At 45.7% G+C, this 17,354-nt stretch carries 20 protein-coding genes; 1 reads left to right on the top strand and 19 read right to left on the bottom strand.

Annotated features, from left to right (window positions below; all coding sequences use genetic code 11):
* The first annotated feature begins 99 nt into the window (after window positions 1-99).
* Window positions 100-756 carry a DUF4396 domain-containing protein gene (locus N5C46_RS16705; protein WP_261749478.1) on the top strand — a complete coding sequence of 219 codons (657 nt, stop codon included), beginning with the start codon at window positions 100-102 and terminating at the stop codon, window positions 754-756.
* 96 nt (window positions 757-852) lie between these two features.
* Here the strand turns inward: N5C46_RS16705 and N5C46_RS16700 are convergent, their stop codons facing one another.
* The 19 genes from N5C46_RS16700 to eutC all read right to left on the bottom strand — a co-directional run bounded on the left by N5C46_RS16700 (window position 853) and on the right by eutC (window position 17,342).
* Window positions 853-1,680, bottom strand: coding sequence for an aldo/keto reductase (locus tag N5C46_RS16700; RefSeq protein ID WP_261749477.1), 828 nt, complete (start codon window positions 1,678-1,680; stop codon window positions 853-855).
* Between the two features lie 56 nt (window positions 1,681-1,736).
* A complete protein-coding gene (locus N5C46_RS16695; RefSeq protein ID WP_261752367.1) occupies window positions 1,737-2,747 on the bottom strand; it encodes a 2-hydroxyacid dehydrogenase in 1,011 nt (336 codons plus the stop codon).
* Between the two features lie 19 nt (window positions 2,748-2,766).
* Window positions 2,767-3,915 (bottom strand): galactonate dehydratase, encoded by a 1,149-nt coding sequence (dgoD, locus tag N5C46_RS16690; RefSeq protein WP_261749476.1) that lies wholly within the window; start codon window positions 3,913-3,915, stop codon window positions 2,767-2,769.
* Window positions 3,896-5,404, bottom strand: coding sequence for a tripartite tricarboxylate transporter permease (locus N5C46_RS16685; RefSeq protein WP_261749475.1), 1,509 nt, complete (start codon window positions 5,402-5,404; stop codon window positions 3,896-3,898). The genes dgoD and N5C46_RS16685 overlap by 20 nt, the downstream gene beginning before the upstream one ends.
* Window positions 5,405-5,418: 14 nt before the next feature.
* The gene (locus N5C46_RS16680) at window positions 5,419-5,862 is read right to left on the bottom strand and encodes a tripartite tricarboxylate transporter TctB family protein (RefSeq protein WP_261749474.1); all 444 of its coding nucleotides are present in this window, start codon (window positions 5,860-5,862) and stop codon (window positions 5,419-5,421) included.
* Between the two features lie 75 nt (window positions 5,863-5,937).
* Window positions 5,938-6,942: a tripartite tricarboxylate transporter substrate binding protein gene (locus tag N5C46_RS16675; protein WP_261749473.1), complete on the bottom strand. Its 1,005-nt coding sequence runs from the start codon at window positions 6,940-6,942 to the stop codon at window positions 5,938-5,940.
* A gap of 43 nt (window positions 6,943-6,985) precedes the next feature.
* Window positions 6,986-7,996 carry a 2-dehydro-3-deoxygalactonokinase gene (locus tag N5C46_RS16670; RefSeq protein ID WP_261749472.1) on the bottom strand — a complete coding sequence of 337 codons (1,011 nt, stop codon included), beginning with the start codon at window positions 7,994-7,996 and terminating at the stop codon, window positions 6,986-6,988.
* Between the two features lie 16 nt (window positions 7,997-8,012).
* Window positions 8,013-8,660: a bifunctional 4-hydroxy-2-oxoglutarate aldolase/2-dehydro-3-deoxy-phosphogluconate aldolase gene (locus N5C46_RS16665; protein ID WP_261749471.1), complete on the bottom strand. Its 648-nt coding sequence runs from the start codon at window positions 8,658-8,660 to the stop codon at window positions 8,013-8,015.
* Window positions 8,661-8,834: 174 nt separating this feature from the next.
* Entirely contained in the window at window positions 8,835-9,602 is a 768-nt protein-coding gene (locus N5C46_RS16660) for an IclR family transcriptional regulator (RefSeq protein WP_261749470.1), read from the bottom strand.
* 153 nt (window positions 9,603-9,755) lie between these two features.
* Complete coding sequence (locus N5C46_RS16655) at window positions 9,756-10,529, bottom strand: transposase (protein WP_261749469.1); 774 nt, start codon at window positions 10,527-10,529, stop codon at window positions 9,756-9,758.
* Between the two features lie 254 nt (window positions 10,530-10,783).
* The gene (gene mdh / locus N5C46_RS16650) at window positions 10,784-11,734 is read right to left on the bottom strand and encodes a malate dehydrogenase (protein WP_261749468.1); all 951 of its coding nucleotides are present in this window, start codon (window positions 11,732-11,734) and stop codon (window positions 10,784-10,786) included.
* A 46-nt stretch (window positions 11,735-11,780) separates the two neighbouring features.
* Window positions 11,781-12,197, bottom strand: a complete 417-nt coding sequence (locus N5C46_RS16645; protein WP_261749467.1) for a BMC domain-containing protein — start codon at window positions 12,195-12,197, stop codon at window positions 11,781-11,783.
* The gene (locus N5C46_RS16640; RefSeq protein ID WP_261749466.1) at window positions 12,194-12,481 is read right to left on the bottom strand and encodes a EutN/CcmL family microcompartment protein; all 288 of its coding nucleotides are present in this window, start codon (window positions 12,479-12,481) and stop codon (window positions 12,194-12,196) included. Before N5C46_RS16640 ends, N5C46_RS16645 begins: the two co-directional genes overlap by 4 nt.
* An 18-nt stretch (window positions 12,482-12,499) precedes the next feature.
* Entirely contained in the window at window positions 12,500-13,153 is a 654-nt protein-coding gene (locus tag N5C46_RS16635; protein ID WP_261749465.1) for a hypothetical protein, read from the bottom strand.
* Window positions 13,150-13,803, bottom strand: a complete 654-nt coding sequence (gene pduL, locus N5C46_RS16630) for a phosphate propanoyltransferase (RefSeq protein WP_261749464.1) — start codon at window positions 13,801-13,803, stop codon at window positions 13,150-13,152. The genes N5C46_RS16635 and pduL overlap by 4 nt, the downstream gene beginning before the upstream one ends.
* A gap of 28 nt (window positions 13,804-13,831) precedes the next feature.
* Window positions 13,832-14,125, bottom strand: a complete 294-nt coding sequence (locus N5C46_RS16625) for a BMC domain-containing protein (RefSeq protein ID WP_229596682.1) — start codon at window positions 14,123-14,125, stop codon at window positions 13,832-13,834.
* Window positions 14,126-14,141: 16 nt separating this feature from the next.
* Window positions 14,142-15,665, bottom strand: a complete 1,524-nt coding sequence (locus N5C46_RS16620) for an acetaldehyde dehydrogenase (acetylating) (RefSeq protein WP_261749463.1) — start codon at window positions 15,663-15,665, stop codon at window positions 14,142-14,144.
* A gap of 33 nt (window positions 15,666-15,698) precedes the next feature.
* Window positions 15,699-16,352 carry an ethanolamine utilization microcompartment protein EutL gene (gene eutL, locus N5C46_RS16615; protein WP_261749462.1) on the bottom strand — a complete coding sequence of 218 codons (654 nt, stop codon included), beginning with the start codon at window positions 16,350-16,352 and terminating at the stop codon, window positions 15,699-15,701.
* Window positions 16,353-16,364: 12 nt separating this feature from the next.
* The gene (eutC, locus tag N5C46_RS16610) at window positions 16,365-17,342 is read right to left on the bottom strand and encodes an ethanolamine ammonia-lyase subunit EutC (RefSeq protein ID WP_261749461.1); all 978 of its coding nucleotides are present in this window, start codon (window positions 17,340-17,342) and stop codon (window positions 16,365-16,367) included.
* Window positions 17,343-17,354: the final 12 nt, after the last annotated feature.

The following is a 17,354-nucleotide window of genomic DNA, read 5'->3' as shown; positions in this document are numbered from 1 at the left end:
CACGAGAACCGTCCCCCTGCTCCCTCCCAAAAAAGATTACACAAATCCTTCAACGGGTATATTGTCTTGTAGACTATATAACTAAGAAAGGATGATTCTGTGCTAACAACGATTTCGTGGATTTTTCTGGGGATAGGGTTGTTGTCTTCCCTGATTATATTAGTGGATGTGCTCAAGCATCCGCAGAAGATGAAGATCATGAACATAGTGTGGCCAATCAACGGATGGTTCTTCGGCCCAATCGCTCTGTGGACGTACTTCAAGTGGGGGCGGGTGAAAGCGAAGGATTTAGAGAAGGAAGACAACCGAGGTCATGGGGCCAAGGTATTCGTCTCCACCAGCCACTGCTCGGCAGGATGCTCCTTCGGTGATGCGGTCGGTGTTCCGATTGTCGCCATGACGGGTCTCACAATTGCAGGCTCTACCTTATTTGCTCATTATACTGTGGAATTCATACTTGCCTATTTATTTGGTATCATCTTTCAATTCTATGCAATTTATCCTATGAACAAGGACGATGGGAAGCTCAATGCCTTCAAACAAGCAATCAAAGCCGACTCCCTCTCCCTGATCGCCTTTGAAGTCGGGATGTTCGGATGGATGGCCGTTGTCCATTATCTGCTATTCGCTGAGCCGCCGAAGCCGACAGAACCTTCTTATTGGTTTATGATGCAAATTGCGATGATATTAGGATTTCTAACGAGTTATCCCGCGAATCAGTGGTTAATTAAGAAGGGGTTAAAGGAAGCGATGTAGGAGCAGGAGGATGGTTCTTCTGCTTCGCCCCCCCCCTCCCTAGCAATGCTCTCAAAAAAGAAGCCCGAGAACCGTCCCCATGCTTCCCTTCACAATCTAAAAGTCAAAGTGATCTGGATCGGCACCTGTCCGCTCATTCAGATTCAAACTGCTGATCCGTTTCATGTCTTCTTGTTCGATATTAAAATCAAAGATGTCTGCATTTTCCTTTATACGGTGTTCCTTGGTCGATTTTGGTATCGTGACGACACCATTTTGAAGATCCCAGCGTAAAAGAATTTGGGCGGGGGTTTTTTGATATTTTTCAGATAGGGCTACAATGGTTTCATCTTTCATCAATCTCCCTTTCTTAAGGGGAGACCATGCTTCTAATTGAATTCCCTGCTGTTTGCAATAGTCGTGGAGTTCTTCCTGGGTTAAACTGGGATGATATTCAACTTGATTGACCATTGGCTTTATTTCACCGTCTTCAATGAGATCTTTAAGATGGTGAATTTGAAAGTTACTTACCCCGATCGCTTTTACTTTTCCTTGTTTATATAAGGTTTCCAGTGCTCTCCAAGTATCCATGTATTTTCCCTTAACCGGCCAATGAATTAAATATAAATCCAGATACTCCAACCCTAAATTTCTCAAGCTTACGTCAAATGCTTTCAGTGTTGAATCATATCCCTGATCTGAGTTCCACACCTTTGTGGTGATAAATAACTCTTCCCGCGGGATGGCAGTCTCCTGGATTGCTTTGCCCACCCCTTCCTCATTATCATAAAAGGAAGCCGTGTCGATACTGCGATAACCGTGATGAATGGCGGCTTTTACAGCATTCGTTACTTCTGCGCCATCCTCCACTTTAAATACACCTAACCCCATCCAGGGCATTTGTACACCGTTTGATAAAACAGTAGTATCCGATAAGCTATTCATTCAGTTCTCTCCTAACTGATACATTATTTTTTACATCTACCATTATTGTGATTTTCTCATGACTCGGATGTATGTTTCTCCAGCACTTTCTCGGTCAAATGACGTAACTCCTTCACCACGTTCGGGGGCGTGTTGCCTTTGAGATACTCCACCATATTCTCCGCTGCTTTTAAAGCCATATCAAACCGGGCTTTTTGAGTGGCCGATCCGATGTGAGGGGTAGTGACCACATTTTTCATTTTCAACAAAGGGTTTTCACGATCAATGGGCTCCTGTTCATAGACATCAAGGGCTGCCCCCCTAATCCACTTCTCTTCCAATGCTTGAATCAAGGCCGGTTCATTGACCGTCTTCCCACGTGAGCAATTAATAAAAAACGCTGAAGACTTCATCCGTTTGAATTGATCGGTATCCATGAGGTGATAGGTTCCTTCAGACAACGGCACCATTAGCAAGACAAAATCCGATTTCTGAAGAAGAGCATCCATTTCACTGTATTCTATCCCATATTCCTGCTCCATTTCAGGTCTTCTTGAACGGTTATGATAAAGAACACTCATACCGAATCCAGCCGTTGCCCTCCTTACAACCTTCTCCCCGATTCTCCCTAACCCAATGATCCCTAATGTGGCATGATGAACGTCCACACCGAAAAAGAACGGATCGTCATTCTTTACCCATTTCCCCTTTTTCACATAGGAATCCAGCTCAGATATCCTTCGGGCTGAGGAAAGAATCAGTCCAAATACGAGATCAGCAACCGTTTCATCAAGAACGTAAGGGGTATGGGTGCCCAGTACTCTTCTTTCTTCCATCAACTTCAGATCAAATGCATCATAGCCTGCAGCTATATTACTGACTAATTTCAATTTAGGGGCGTGATTCAGGAGGTCCTCCGTAATGACTCCTTTAGGCGTGATTAACCCGACGACATCCTGTAATTCTTCTATTAATCTCTCATATGGTATCGGTTCTTCATGTTCCCATACCTTATAATCGCAATAGGAACTGAGGTAGTCTTCTACCTCTTGCGGTATAGGTTTTGCAATAAACACTTTAGGTTTCATCATTCCTTTTCCTCCCACATTACCATTCTGCGATACTCCCATCTTTATGTCTCCACACAGGGTTTTTCCAGTTATGCCCGATTTCAGCCTGTTTCCGGATAAACCCTTCATTGACTTCGATTCCTAAGCCTGGACCTTCGGGTATCTTGACATACCCATCCTTGTATTCAAAAACAGAAGGATCCATGACATAATCCAACAGATCGCTTCCCTGATTATAATGAATGCCTAAACTCTGTTCCTGTATAAACGCATTATGGGATGTGGCATCAACCTGCAGGCAGGCAGCCAGAGCGATCGGTCCAAGAGGACAATGAGGGGCAAGGGCCACATCGAAGGCTTCTGCCATGGAAGCAATCTTTTTACATTCTGTGATTCCCCCTGCATGAGACAAGTCAGGTTGAATGATATCGACATATCCATCCGTCAGGACCTTTTTGAAGTCCCACCTGGAGAACATTCTTTCACCTGTGGCGATGGGAATCGACGTATGAGCGGCAATTTCACGCAGTGCCTCGTTATTTTCAGGAAGGACAGGTTCTTCTATGAACATAGGGCGAAAGGCTTCCAGTTCTTTGGCCAGAATCTTTGCCATCGGTTTATGTACCCGTCCATGAAAGTCAATGCCGATTCCGATATAATCCCCAACTGCTTCTCTTACAGCTGCGATTCTCGCAACAGCTTGATCAATCTTTTCATAGGAGTCGATATACTGCAGCTCTTCCGTTCCGTTCATCTTCACGGCAGTAAAACCCGCATTTACGACCTGCTTGGCCGCACTCCCTACATCAGAAGGACGATCTCCCCCAATCCAGGAATAAACCTTAATCGAATCACGACAGGCACCACCAAGCAGTTCATAGACGGGAGCATCATAGTATTTCCCTTTGATGTCCCATAGTGCCTGATCGATCCCGGCAATGGCACTCATGTGAATAGGGCCCCCTCGATAGAAGCCGGATCGATACATCATATTCCAATGGTCTTCGATTCTCATGGGGTCTTTTCCAATCAGGTTTTCCATCATTTCTTCCACGTATGCTTTCACTGAATGTGCCTTGCCTTCAATGACCGGCTCTCCCCACCCAACAAGTCCTTCATCTGTTTCGATCTTCAGAAACAGCCAGCGTGGGGGCACTTGAAATAACTCAAAGCTTGTAATTTTCATCATGTATCCTCCCGTTTCTTCTGCCCTTCATCACTTTACCCACTAATGGGGAGAATAAAGTGGCAATGGCCAAGCCGATTAGTACTGCCGTAATCGGTCTCGTATAAAATATATCAAGATTTCCCTGTGACATTAACAACGAACGCCTTAAATTACTTTCTAACATCGGTCCGAGAATCAACCCTAATATAATAGGAGACGCGGGGAACCCATATCTCTGGAGAAAATATCCTGCAACCCCTGCTATAAACATGACTAAAACGTCAAAATAGTTATTCCCCAATGAATAGGCCCCCAGCACACACAGTACCAGAATGATCGGAGTCAGGATCGTTTTAGGGATCAAGAGGACTTTGGTGAAAAGTCTGATTCCGGCCAAGCCGAATACAAGAAGTAACAGGTTCGCAAGTAACATGCCGACAAATAGTGTATAGACTAAAGGACCGTTTGCTTCAAATAACATTGGCCCCGGCTGCAGCCCCTGAACCATCAAAGCCCCGAGGAGGACTGCTGTCACGGCATCACCAGGGATACCCAATGTTAATAACGGGATCATGGCACCTCCAGTCACACTGTTGTTGGCAGCTTCCGGTGCAGCAACCCCCTTCATCGATCCTTTTCCGAATTCTTCTTTGTTCTTAGAGAATCTTTTCGCTTCATTATAAGCAACAAAAGCGGTTATATCTCCCCCCGCTCCCGGGATCATCCCGATGAACGTACCGATTCCAGCTGATCGAAGGATAGTCCCAATGAGTGTTCTGAACTCATGCCACTTCAATTTCACTTTCTCAACCATGATGACCTTCTGGTTGGTTGAAAATATTGTTTCCATTGACTTAAATGCTTCTGAAGCAGCAAATAACCCAATCATCACGGCAATTAAATTGACCCCACTGCTCAGGTTAAGGTTACCGAATGTAAACCGGGGGAACCCTCCCATTGGATCCAACCCGATTGTTGAGATGAGCAGTCCGATAAACCCAGCAATCAATCCTTTTATCAACGACTTTCCCGCTATACTGGAAATGATCGATAACCCGAATAGCGCAAGGGCAAACGATTCCGGTGCACTGAACTTCAACGCGAATTCTGCCAGCTGCGGAGCCACCACAATCAGGACAATCACACTGATAACCCCACCGATTGTCGAAGCAAGGGTTGAGATCGTTAATGCTTTATGTGCCAGCCCCTTCTTGGCCATTGGATACCCATCAATGGCAGTAGCAGCAGACGCCGGGGTGCCAGGTGTATTAATCAAGATCGCCGTTAATGATCCCCCATATACAGATCCAAAATACACTCCTATTAATAGAAGGATCCCGGTTACCGGATCCATTCCAAACGTGACGGGAAGAATCAGGGCGACTCCCATGGTTGCCGTCAAGCCTGGAAGAGAACCGATACAGATTCCGACAACAGTACCCGTCACTAAGAAAAGAAGTACCTGCCACTGAAAAACGTTGACTAAACCGTCCATAAATAAGCTCATCTAATTCCCCTCCCTTATGTAAACAATGTCCCGAGTGGAAGGGACACGCTTAAGAATTTCTCAAAGAATATATATATAAAAGCAATGGTACCTAGAGGAACAGCAGCCAAAGTATAGATACTTTTCACTTTAGTGAATAAGAGGAAGCTGACTATGACAGCTGCGGTTGAAAGATAGAAGCCTACATATGGAATCAAGATTAAATAAACGGCCACCATGGCCATAGCTGCAACTGCATATAACATCGCAGCTTCTTTCTTTTCTTCCTTCGCTTTTGACCTGACTTCTTTCACTATCAAAATCAAACTTAGCAAAATAAGAAACCCACAATATATTTTCGGCATGAAATCCGGCCCCGTCTCCTGCATCTGATTCTGCGGAAACGCTTGGGACATCGAATAAAAATACGCTGAAATTCCAATTATAATGACACTCATGATTACAGTAGGTACTCGCAAAATATTCACTCCTTCAATCTTGCCTCAAGATAAACAACAGGAAAGATTGGGGCATAAAACCCCAACCTTTGTGTATCATCCATTCAGATCAAGTTCTTTGATCATCCCTCCGAAGAATGTATCATTTTCTTTCATGAATTCTTTGAATTCAGATGAACTTTTTAATGAAACTCCAAGTCCATTGGATTTCATAAAGTCCATGAACTCCTTCTCTTCTGCACCTTTCATAAAGGCATCTTCCAATACTTTCACCACTTCATCAGGAGTGTCCTTCGGTACCGTCAACCCTCTCCATGTTGCAATGGTATTCATATCGAACCCTTCCTCTTTAAAGGTCGGGACATCGGGTACGATGTCTGAACGATCGTCGGACATGACGGCAAGCGTCTTCACATTACCTGCTTCCAATTGGGATTTCACTTCTGCAGGACTGACAGTAACAGCATCAACATGGCCGCCTACCAGAGCTGTCACAGCTGGAGCCGCTCCCTCAAAAGGAATATGATTTAACTCAATATCGGCATTTTTCTCCAGGCTTTCGGCAGCAATATGCCAGATGGAGCCTGTCCCTGCGTTGCCCACTTTGACTTTACCAGGATGTTTCTTGGCATAGGCGACAAATTCTTCGACCGTATCATACGGTGCATCTGCCGGTACAGTAAGAGCCGCCGGGTCAAGGTTAACTAACCCGATTGGTTTGAACTCTTCATAAGATAACGGTGAAAGTCCTAAATGATCCAGCATCGTCAATTCAACAAATACCATTGATACGGTATACCCGTCCGGCTTGGCATTCGCTCCTTCTGTCATTCCTACCGCTCCGCTTCCACCTGGCTTATTGACCACTCCAATGGATTGACCCAAATGTTCTTCGGTAGCTGAAGCCAAGGCCCGTGCAGTAGAATCGGTACCACCACCGGCAGAAGAAGGAACGATTAACGTAATCGGTTTCTTAGGAAAATCAGAAGCATCTCCAGACGATTCGTTCGAAGATGATTGTGAAGTAGATCCACATCCTGCGACAGTCAACACTAAACTTAATAAGATGAATACCCCTATCATTCGTTTGAACAGATTCATATATATGTCCCCCTTATACTTTTTTACAAGCGCTTTCAAATAATTATAAATTTATTGCCAAATATCTTGAGGCGATTTCCTGTGCTCCCAATACAACAGAGCCTTCCACCTGTTCGTCCGTTGCCTCCAGAATTTCTCTTTCTGGATATGAATGGCGTAGTAAGAAGGTAAACGCTTTCCTAAGCGGATACGAGCCTCCCACAATCATCCAATTTGTCGGCACGGAATCAAGCGTAGAGCCTAAAGCTTTTATATCATGAAACAAGACGGCTCCCACAAGATAATTTGCCCTCTCATTCTCATTCAGTTCCGTAAACAGTTGCAGTAACCGGATTTGATAGAAGCTTCGGGTTAACCCCACTTTGCCTGCTGCCTCGTATCCCTGAAGGAGCAAGTCATTGTCCAGCGATTCGATTAACACCTCACTTAAGGAGTTTGATAGAATCGTCTCTTTTTGGATGGCGTGCAATACTTCGCCTCCTAAAGTAGAGAGGCAGGATCCTATCCGTCGATCCTCCAAGACCTCCACAAACTTTGTGTGAGAGCCGGGCAGGACCATCACCCCTCTACCTGAAACCTGAAATTGCTCCAACAGACCAAATGTTTCTACTTCTTCCCCTCTCATCACATCAAACCCATTGATATGATGGTGAGGCTCTTCTTCCATAACTTCCGGTGTGTTTTTTAAACCCGGCACCAATATGCAAGGAATCCCTCCAAATTCATCTGCCCCATTTACTACCTTCGAGTGCTGAACGAAATCATTCAGACTTGCAGGTCCCGGTACATGAGGAACTTCAGCCAGACCGAGATTAGACGTGATCATTCCGGATGCCACGATATACCGGATATCCTCATCAGATAGAGCATTTTGCTGTAAGATCTCTTGAATCCCTTCCTGAATGGCCGTTTTCAACTGAGCATTATTCCCGTCGATTGCCGTGTTACGGACACCTACGCGTTTCTTTACGACAGCCTTGACTGTTCTTTCCTTTTCATCAACCAGTCTTATTCTTGAATTAGTTGTTCCAGAATCAATTAGAATCACATTCATATCAGCACCACTTTTTTCATACTTTATTCGTTGTCGCTTCTTGCTGTATTTGTACAAACCTTCTTGCTCGCTCCTCGATCTCAGCGAAATCACCGGATAGGATGAGGCGTTCATCTACTAATGAGCTGCCAATACCAAGGGCCGCGGCTCCCGCCTCAATATAAGAATGGGCATTATCCAGTCCAATCCCTCCGACGGCCATACATTTCAACTGGGGAAGAGGACCGTGCAGATCACGAATATAGGATGGGCCAAATGTCCGGGCCGGAAATATCTTGACCATGCTTGCACCGTATTCATATGCAGTAAGAGCCTCCGTTGGACTTAATACTCCTGGTATCACGGCAACGTCATAACGACGACCCATCTCGATTGTCTCTTTCTTTAAGGTTGGGGTCAGAATGAAATCGGCTCCTGCCAGTATGGCACTTCTGGCTGTCTCGGGATCCAATACGGTACCGGCTCCGACTACCATCTCGGGAAATACTCTCTTCACTCTTTCAATCCCCTGTAAAGCACCTGGTGAATTCATGGTGATTTCCACTATCCGTATCCCGCCTTTAAATAAACTGTTCACGACAGATTCAACTTCATCTGTTGATGTTATGCGAATAATAGCCACTAATTGGTTTTGCTCAATCGCTTGGATCACTTGATAGGACATATTTCCACCTCCTCATCACTTTGTTCCTTATTAAGGAACACTATTCCATTTAAATGTTATAAAATATTCGTTCCGCAATAAGGAACGATATTCCATAAATAATTTATTTGTTTAAATTATAAACAAAGGTGGAAAGCGCTGTCAATTTAATTTTTTGAAAAGTTGAAAAACACATTAGACCCTGGCTCCCAGCAGGCGAGATATTTCCGTTGAAGCGTGAAGAACTTCTTCGGCCATTCTCTCAAGCTTATCATCCGTTACTCTCATAATCGGACCTGCTACACTGATCCCTGCCACTACTTCTCCATTATGGTTAAAAATCGGTGCAGCCGCACACTTGATTCCCATTTCATGCTCTTCATCATCAATGGAAAAGCCACGGTCCCGTATCAAATTTAAATTCTGCAGTAAGTCATCCCGATTCGATAACGTTTTTTCGGTGAATTTGTGTAACCCTTTTGTACTGATAATATCCTCTACCTGCTGCTCTGGTAGAAATGCCAGAATCGCCTTCCCAACTCCCGTACAATGCATAGGTGCTCGCTTTCCAACCTTGGAAAACATTCTTATCGTCTGGGAACTCTCAATCTTATCAATATACACAATCTCTTGTTGATCCAGTATGACCAAGTGAGCAGTTTCCTCCATCGTTTCAGCCAACTTATGTAAATAAGGGGATGCCAATTGGCGCACATCTAAATTCTCCGATACAACCTGTCCATACTCAATCAACTTCAAACCCAAGGAATATTTATCATTTTCCTTATTTTGCTGAACAAAGCTTTTCTTCAATAAAGACATTAACAATCGATGAACCGTACTCTTTGATACATCCAAACGATTAGCCAACTCAGTAACCCCATAGCCTGAAGGATTCTCCTGTAAAATATCCAGAATCATTAAAGCCCGATCAACCGATTGCACTGACGTAACCTCTGCCATATAACCAACTCCTAAAATTTCTAGTGTGAATTTCATCATACCATAGGAAGCAAGGGGACGGTTCTTCTGCTTCCATTTCCCCTCTCTCGCAATGCCCTCAATAAAGAAGCAAGAGAACCGTCCCCATGCTTCCCGCTTCCCCCATGCTTCCCCCTAAACCTTAAACACCAAACTAGGAGAAACCCCCAGTATCCTCGCAGCCTGCCTTTGTGACAATCCCTGAATTCCTTTTACGTTTCGCAATATGGTATTTCTCTCTTCCCTGGACAAGCTTTTCACTTGTGGGATTTCATAGGATCCGAGACATTTCATGATTTCAACTCTGGCCTCATCGTCGGTTAATCTTCTGAGTGAGCTCGCCTCCAGGCATTGATCATCGTTATTTCTCTCGTTAAATTCTTTAAATTCAGTCTGGGCAATGGATGGATGGGGAGAAAACATACTGAATAGATAGTGGGGATCAAGCAGGGTTGGTGGATAGACCGTCTTCCCGTAGTAACCGGGACAGCTGCTCCACTTCCATTCATGGGGTCGAGAAGCCATTCCTGCCTTTATTGGATTCTGGTGGATGTATCGTGCGACAGTCAAAAAATACATGCGGTTTTCTACATTTTCACTTTTAAACCGGTCTTGGAAAAGGTGACCCGTCGTATTGTACTTGAAGTTGTAATAAAAGGCGTAACTCACACCCACCCGTTTCATCACAAGTGAAATATCTTCACTTCCCTCTTTCATCAACAGGTGAACGTGATTTCCCATCAGGCACCATGCGTACATTCGAAAGCCTGATTCGCTTTTATATTTCTGCAGGAGATCCAGGTATTTTATGCGGTCAAAATCATCGTGAAAAATTTCCTGTTTATTCGCTCCCCTCACAATGACATGGTATACTCCCGTTTTGCTTTTCCTTCTTGCATGACGAGGCATTCATTTCACCTCCTTCTATCTTCCTTTTCTGATTTTAGAACTTTAAACAAGAACATTTGCTTACTATCACAAAACAGCTGAATTTCCACCAAATTGAAGTATTACAGATAAGTAGATTAAATCTGTAGACTTAAAGAGAGTATAACGAAGGAAAAATCTGGAGTTCATTCTAACTTACCATAATATTCTAAAAATAAGCAACAGGAAAAAAGAAGCACGAGAACCGTCCCCGTGCTTCCCTTCCAGAATATAGTTTACCCAGACCCAACTTTCAGCATTTCCAACACTTTTTTAACGGACTGAACGGATTTGTCTAAATTAGATTTTTCCTCGCCTGTCAGTGAAATCTCGATGACGCTTTCTATTCCCTTCCCGCCTAATACGGTAGGGACTCCAAGATAAACATTGTTGTAGCCGTACTCTCCCTCAAGATAAGCGATGGATGGCAGGATTCTCTTTTTATCCATTAAGATCGCCTCAGCCATTTGGACCATTGCTGCCGCGGGGGCGTAATAGGCGCTTCCCTGTCCTAGGAGGTTGACGATTTCCCCTCCTCCTTTTCGTGTTCTTTCAACGATGGCATCGATTCTTTCTTGTGGAAGGATTTTTTCGAGTGGAATGCCTCCTGCGTAGGAATAGCGCACAAGTGGGACCATATCATCTCCATGCCCCCCGAGGACGAATCCTGTGACATCCTCGACGGAGACATTTAGCTCCTGTGCGACAAAGGTATTGAATCGAGCTGTATCGAGGACTCCTGACTGTCCGATGACCCTGTTTTTGGGGAATCCGGTGGTTTTATAGCAGACATACGTCATGGCATCGACCGGATTGCTCAAGACGATGATATAGCTGTTTGGGGCGTATTTCTTTATGTTTTCAGAAACATCCGTCATGATTTTTTCATTGGTTGCGACCAGGTCGTCCCGGCTCATGCCCGGTTTTCTGGGCAATCCCGCTGTAATGAGGACGAGGTCGGCATCTTGAATGTCTTCATAGCTGGATGTCCCTGAAATCTTGGCATTAAAGCGCTGTACAGGACCTGCTTCGAGCATATCCAGGGCTTTGCCTTTGGTCGGATTGGTTTGCGAAGGAATATCAACAATGACGATATCTCCAAGGTCTTTTTGAGCGAGCATCAGCGCTGCGGTGGTACCTGTGAACCCAGCCCCGATGACGGCAATCTTTCTCCTTTTAAATGACATGCTTCTTTCCTCCGTTCTCTATCATCCTTGATTTTCTCCACTGTTACTACTTCGGTGATGGATTTTCACTATTGTCTTCTGCCTTTTTCGAGTCGGCTTTTGAAGGTTGCCGAACTTCCTCCTTTTTCTTAGAAGGTCTTTTCCCTTTAGGCTGCGGGCCCCTCTTATCAGGCTTTACCTCAGGTAATTTTTTATCTTTCAAAAGAACATTCCCAATCTCTTCATCCGGATGGGGAATAACCAGTGCGGATACGAGTTCTCCAACCCGTTTGGCAGCTTCTTTCCCCGCATCGACAGCCGCCTGTACAGCACTGACATCTCCCTGTACCAAAACGGTCACGAGGGCGGCATCGACTTTTTCCTGCTTGACCAGTGTGACATCGGCTGATTTCAACATGGCGTCCGCCGCTTCAATGGAACCGATCAGTCCTCTTGTTTCGATTAATCCCAATGATCTGCTCATCGTTCTTCACCTCTTTCCTTTTCCACATCAATCGAGTCAATGATTCCTATAATGAGGGCATCGATGGGCAAATTAGGGTCCATGGACATATTGGCCGCAGCACTTCCCCGGGTTACCAGTACTTGATCCCCGACGCCTGCCCCGATCCGGTCAACCGCAATGAAGGGCACTTCCATCGACTGGCCATCGGGGAGTTCAGGCTGAACGACGAGGAATTTCAACCCTTTCAGATCATCCTCTTTCCTTGTCGCCCATACGTTGCCAATTACCATCCCTAATTGCATGATCTTCTCTCCCCTTCTTTAGTCCATCACCTTGATCCTCTTCCCTAAATCCCTTGCTGTATCACGTGCCAGTGGGGTGATGATCGTCTGTTGATCGACTTTGATTTCATCTTCCTGATGATCTTGAACATCTCTTTGTGTGAGTAGTGGTTTCTTTGGCACAGTCGCCGTCAATTCCTGTTTTCCTTCTTCCCTCTTGTGATCGATGAAGGTACTCCATTCTTCTACCTTGACTCCAAATTTCAGCAACAGCTTTTTGTAAGAGAGTAACTGCTGAATATAGTCCGAGTTCTGTCTGCTGTGATCAAACAGAAACTGGCTAATATACTTCTTTGGAATAAGGGTAACGGGTACATACTCCAGAATACAACGTGATAGGAGTTCACTTTCGGGCGTATCCCCTATACCGAGTGCTCCTTTCACGATCAAATCCTGTGTTGCCTCTAAAAATACGACTCTCTCAGCTGTATGGAGTTCCGCGTGTTCAAGAGAGTCGCAGAATAACAGGTTCCACGATGATTCCATTTTCACGAATTGCTCAGGCTCTAAGCTGGCTATGTCTCCTATCACAAGGAGGTTGGGCTTTGATATATAGGGCGGCTGGACTTCTGTAGTATGGAGCTTCCTCAACACCTCAGTGACGATTTGTTCGACTAATTCGCGATCGATCATAGAATCTCTCCGTTTTTCACCAGTGTCCCTGTCGTTTTCCCCGTAATCAATCCAGCATTTGCTTCGTCCGTATCGACATGCATTTCAAGCTTGTACCTGGAAGATACACGAATCAGCACCTTACCCAATGTAACAGGACGATCGCCGTCCACTTTCACTTCCACTATTTCTCCATTTCCCACTCCAAAACTCTGAGCGTCTTCCGGTGTCATGTGAATATGAGTCTGGGCAATGATCAGTCCCTCTTTCTTGTAGAGACTCCCTTTTGGACCCACAAGCGTGATAGGAGCCGAACCATTTATATCACCGGATTCCCGGAGAGGAGGCTTAACCCCCAGTTTAATCGAATCGGTCCGGCTCACTTCTACTTGGGTCATGGTTCGGGCAGGACCAAGAATGCGCACTTTTTCAAGGCTTCCTCTTGGTCCCACAATGGTGATGGATTCGTTTGCAGCGAATTGACCGGGTTGGGACAGATCGGCCTTCTTCGTCAGCTTATAGTCTTCTCCAAAGAGAACTTCCAGATCGGACTGACTTACATGGCAATGCCGAGCAGAAACCGCCATCGGAACAGAGTGCTTCTTTTCTGTTTCCTGAGATAATCGGGACATGACTTCTTCCACAATCGTTTGAATGGCTTTATTATTCATGTTTCATACTCCTCACTGTTTGACCGATTTATACTTCAACCGTTTGTTTCGGCAGAATGCTTTCTAATTCGTTATGTGGGCGTGGGATCACGTGGACACTCATGATTTCGCCTACGCGCTGTGCGGCTGCAGATCCTGCGTCAGTTGCCGCTTTAACTGCACCGACATCCCCTCTTACTAATACCGTGACAATTCCGCCACCTACATGGACTTTTCCGACTAAATGCACATTTGCTGCCTTTACCATGGCGTCAGCTGCCTCAACGGATGCTACCAATCCTTTTGTCTCGATCATTCCTAATGCTGTTAGTTCTCTACTCATTTTTCATTCCTCCAATTTATTGTAATTGATATTTTTTTATAACTTGATTCACCATTTCAGCAAACTGCTCAGGGTCCATCTCGTTTTGAGGTACCTGCTTTAATACCTGTTCCACAATTTGTTCGACCTCTTGATTCTCTTTCGACTCTTTCTTTATAGAGACGGGAGGTGATGCTTTCGGTATGGAAGGCTCCTTGATCCCATAGGCCATTCTCTTAATATTGATGAGATGGCGGGCAGAAACATTATCTGATGTAATATTGCCTCCGAAGGACCCGCACCCGAGCGTCAAGGATGGCTTTAAGCCTGTTGTGGCCCCTACTGCCCCGATGGATGACAGAGTATTGACCATCATCCGGGACACAGGCATCTCAATGGCCATTTCCTTAGCCACATCATCATTGGTCGTATGGAGTGATAAACTGTGGCCCCTTCCCCCAAGATGAAGGAGCTTTAAGCAATAATCCTTCGCTTCCCCGTAACTGTCGGCTGTATATAAAGCGAAAATCGGTGACAGCTTTTCAATGGAAAAGGGGATATGCTTCCCAACCCTGGTTTCCTCTGCGATTAATACTCTTGTGTCTTCGGGTACGGTGATCCCTGCCAAACCGGCGATCTTCACTGCATGCTGACCGACAATATGAGGATTTAATTTACCGGGTGCAGGGGAAATGATCTTCTCCAGTGCAGCCTTCTCTTCCTCATTCAGGATATATGCCCCGTTATTCTTCAGCTCCCTCATGACCATTTGCTGAATATTACGGTCGACCACGATGGCCTGCTCCGTTGCACAAATCGTTCCATTATCGAATGATTTGCTGTCTACGATCATGGATACCGCCTGACTCACCTTCGCGGATTTTTCAATATAAACCGGAACATTCCCCGGTCCGACGCCATAGGCAGGCTTTCCGGAGCTATAGGCTGCGCGGACTAAGCCTCCGCCACCTGTTGCCAATATCACATCGATTTCCCGGTGCTTAATCAACTCATTGGTTGCCGCCATGGAGGGCTTCGAAATCCATCCGACCAATCCTTCGGGAGCCCCCGCTTTAACAGCGGCATCATGGCATATCTTTAATGCTTCAACGGTACAGTTCACTGCCCGGGGGTGGGGACTGACGACAATCGCGTTTCTCGTCTTTAGCGAGATCAATGTTTTGAAAATGGCCGTTGAAGTAGGATTGGTTGTCGGGATGATTCCTGCTACGACTCCGAACGGATAGGCAATTTCCGTTACTTTCTTTACCCGATCCTCACCTATGATCCCTACCGTCTTTTCATCCTTGATCGATTCATAAACGTCCATGGATCCGACTTCATTTTTGATTTTCTTGTGCTCCACTAATCCCATACCAGTCTCTTCTACAGCCATTTGAGCGAGCTCGAGTGATTTTGCATAGGCGGCTTCTGCCACCTGCTTCACAATATCGTCTACTTGTTCCTGGCTAAAGGACAAGTATTTCATTTGAGCCTCTTTTGCCCTGCTGACAGCATCCCTCATTTCCTGGATGGATTGGAGATCTTTATCGAATGGCACATTACCACTCTCCTTTCCTGTTCTTAATGGTGATCAATATCTGGCTGGATTGTGACTGATGTCTGTTATGGCTTCACGAAAGGCTTCAGCCGCAGCCTGACATGCTGATTGTGATCCTGTCAGAAGACCACCTCCAAAGTTGGTTTCAGATGGCGGACCGAAGAATTTAACCAGCTCCACATCAGCTGCCTTTAACGCAGCATCCAGACCATATACCGCTTCCAGCGGAGGGGCGATCAAATAGGCCAGCGGCTCTCCCTGTTGGATTCCTGCCTCTTTGGAAAGATACGTCCCAGTCCTGGATACCACATGGGCATAAATCGCATGACTCTTCTCAACATCCAGGGCTTCAAAGAAAGCTCCTGACTCAGACGTTTGAAGTACGGCCTCCATCCCACTTTTCACTTCATCGGGGGAAGGTCCTGCCATGATCCCGATCATCTCCCCGGATAGCGGACCTGACGAATGGGCGGCACCTCCGTAAAAGGACCGGGCGTAGACCACTTCCACTTCAGCGCGCTTTGTCGCTTCATCAAGTGCTGTATATCCAATATCATCGACGGTCGAGGTGAAGATGGCCAGGCTCCTGTGATGTGGCTCCAATTTAAACTGTTTGGCTAATTCGTCATCTACATTCGGGATGATCCGTATCGCCAGGATATCTGCATAGATCCGTTCTAATGCCATTTCCGTCCCCTCCTATTCTTCCTTCTTCACAAGTGACACACCGCTTGCTTCATATTTTAAAATTTTCTGAATGACCGTCCCCAGATACGCGCCTGCTTCAACAGGGGGGATACCACCTTTATGAATGTTGGAGATCACCATACGATCGGCTTCAATGATCCCCTTTCTCGGTTTGTAGCATAAATAGGCACTTAACGATTCTGCACTGACAAGTCCAGGTCTTTCTCCTATCAATAACACGACGACCTTAGGCTTCAGCAGTTCCCCGACGTCATCCATGACAGCCACTCTTCCCTTTTCGATATAGAACGGGGTTCCCATATCAAGATCGAGACTGGTAAGGGATTGCTTTAGTGAAAGAAACACATCTTCTACATTTTCTTCAATCGCACTTGAACTCAAGCCGTCCGATACGACGATTTGGACGGTCGGGGCTTGTTTGCAGCGATCTGAAATGGTTCGTTTTGCCTCTTCAGAGAGCTTCCTTCCATAATCCGGCCTGCGGATATATACCTCTTTATCCTCGACCTGTGTGTTCACCTTGAACAATTCCAGACGGGATAAAAGCGATTCCTTTACATCTCCGTATACGGCATCCACTGCCGCAGCATGGTCGAAGCGGAATTTCAGCCATGTATCGGTTTTGGGCCTTACCCCCGCCCTTCCCACTCCGATCCTTGCCGGCGTCTTATCCTTCAGCTCCTGAAGTTCCTGAGAAACTGATTCCTCTCCCCGACTTGGCCGCTTTTCTGAGGGGGGCTTCGCCTCACTCTCTTGAGGAGCTTCACTGTAAGGATTGAATTTGATCAGCTCACCCTGGTGTTTCGCAGGCGATTCATCCTGCTTGCGGGAATAAGCGGTTTTATTTTCATTCCCCGATGTATGATCCCAAAATTTGACCGGTGACGCTGTATTTACTCCTGTATGTTGCTGGCCTTGCATTTTCTCCATGACCAGTTTGGTTACGTGTTCGATAAGCTCTGGATTCAATTCCTTCAACTC

The sequence above is a fragment of the Rossellomorea vietnamensis genome, assembly GCF_025398035.1.
Classification (GTDB): domain Bacteria; phylum Bacillota; class Bacilli; order Bacillales; family Bacillaceae_B; genus Rossellomorea; species Rossellomorea vietnamensis_B.
Note: the sequence above shows the minus strand (reverse complement) of the source record. Positions and strands in the feature narration are given on the sequence as shown.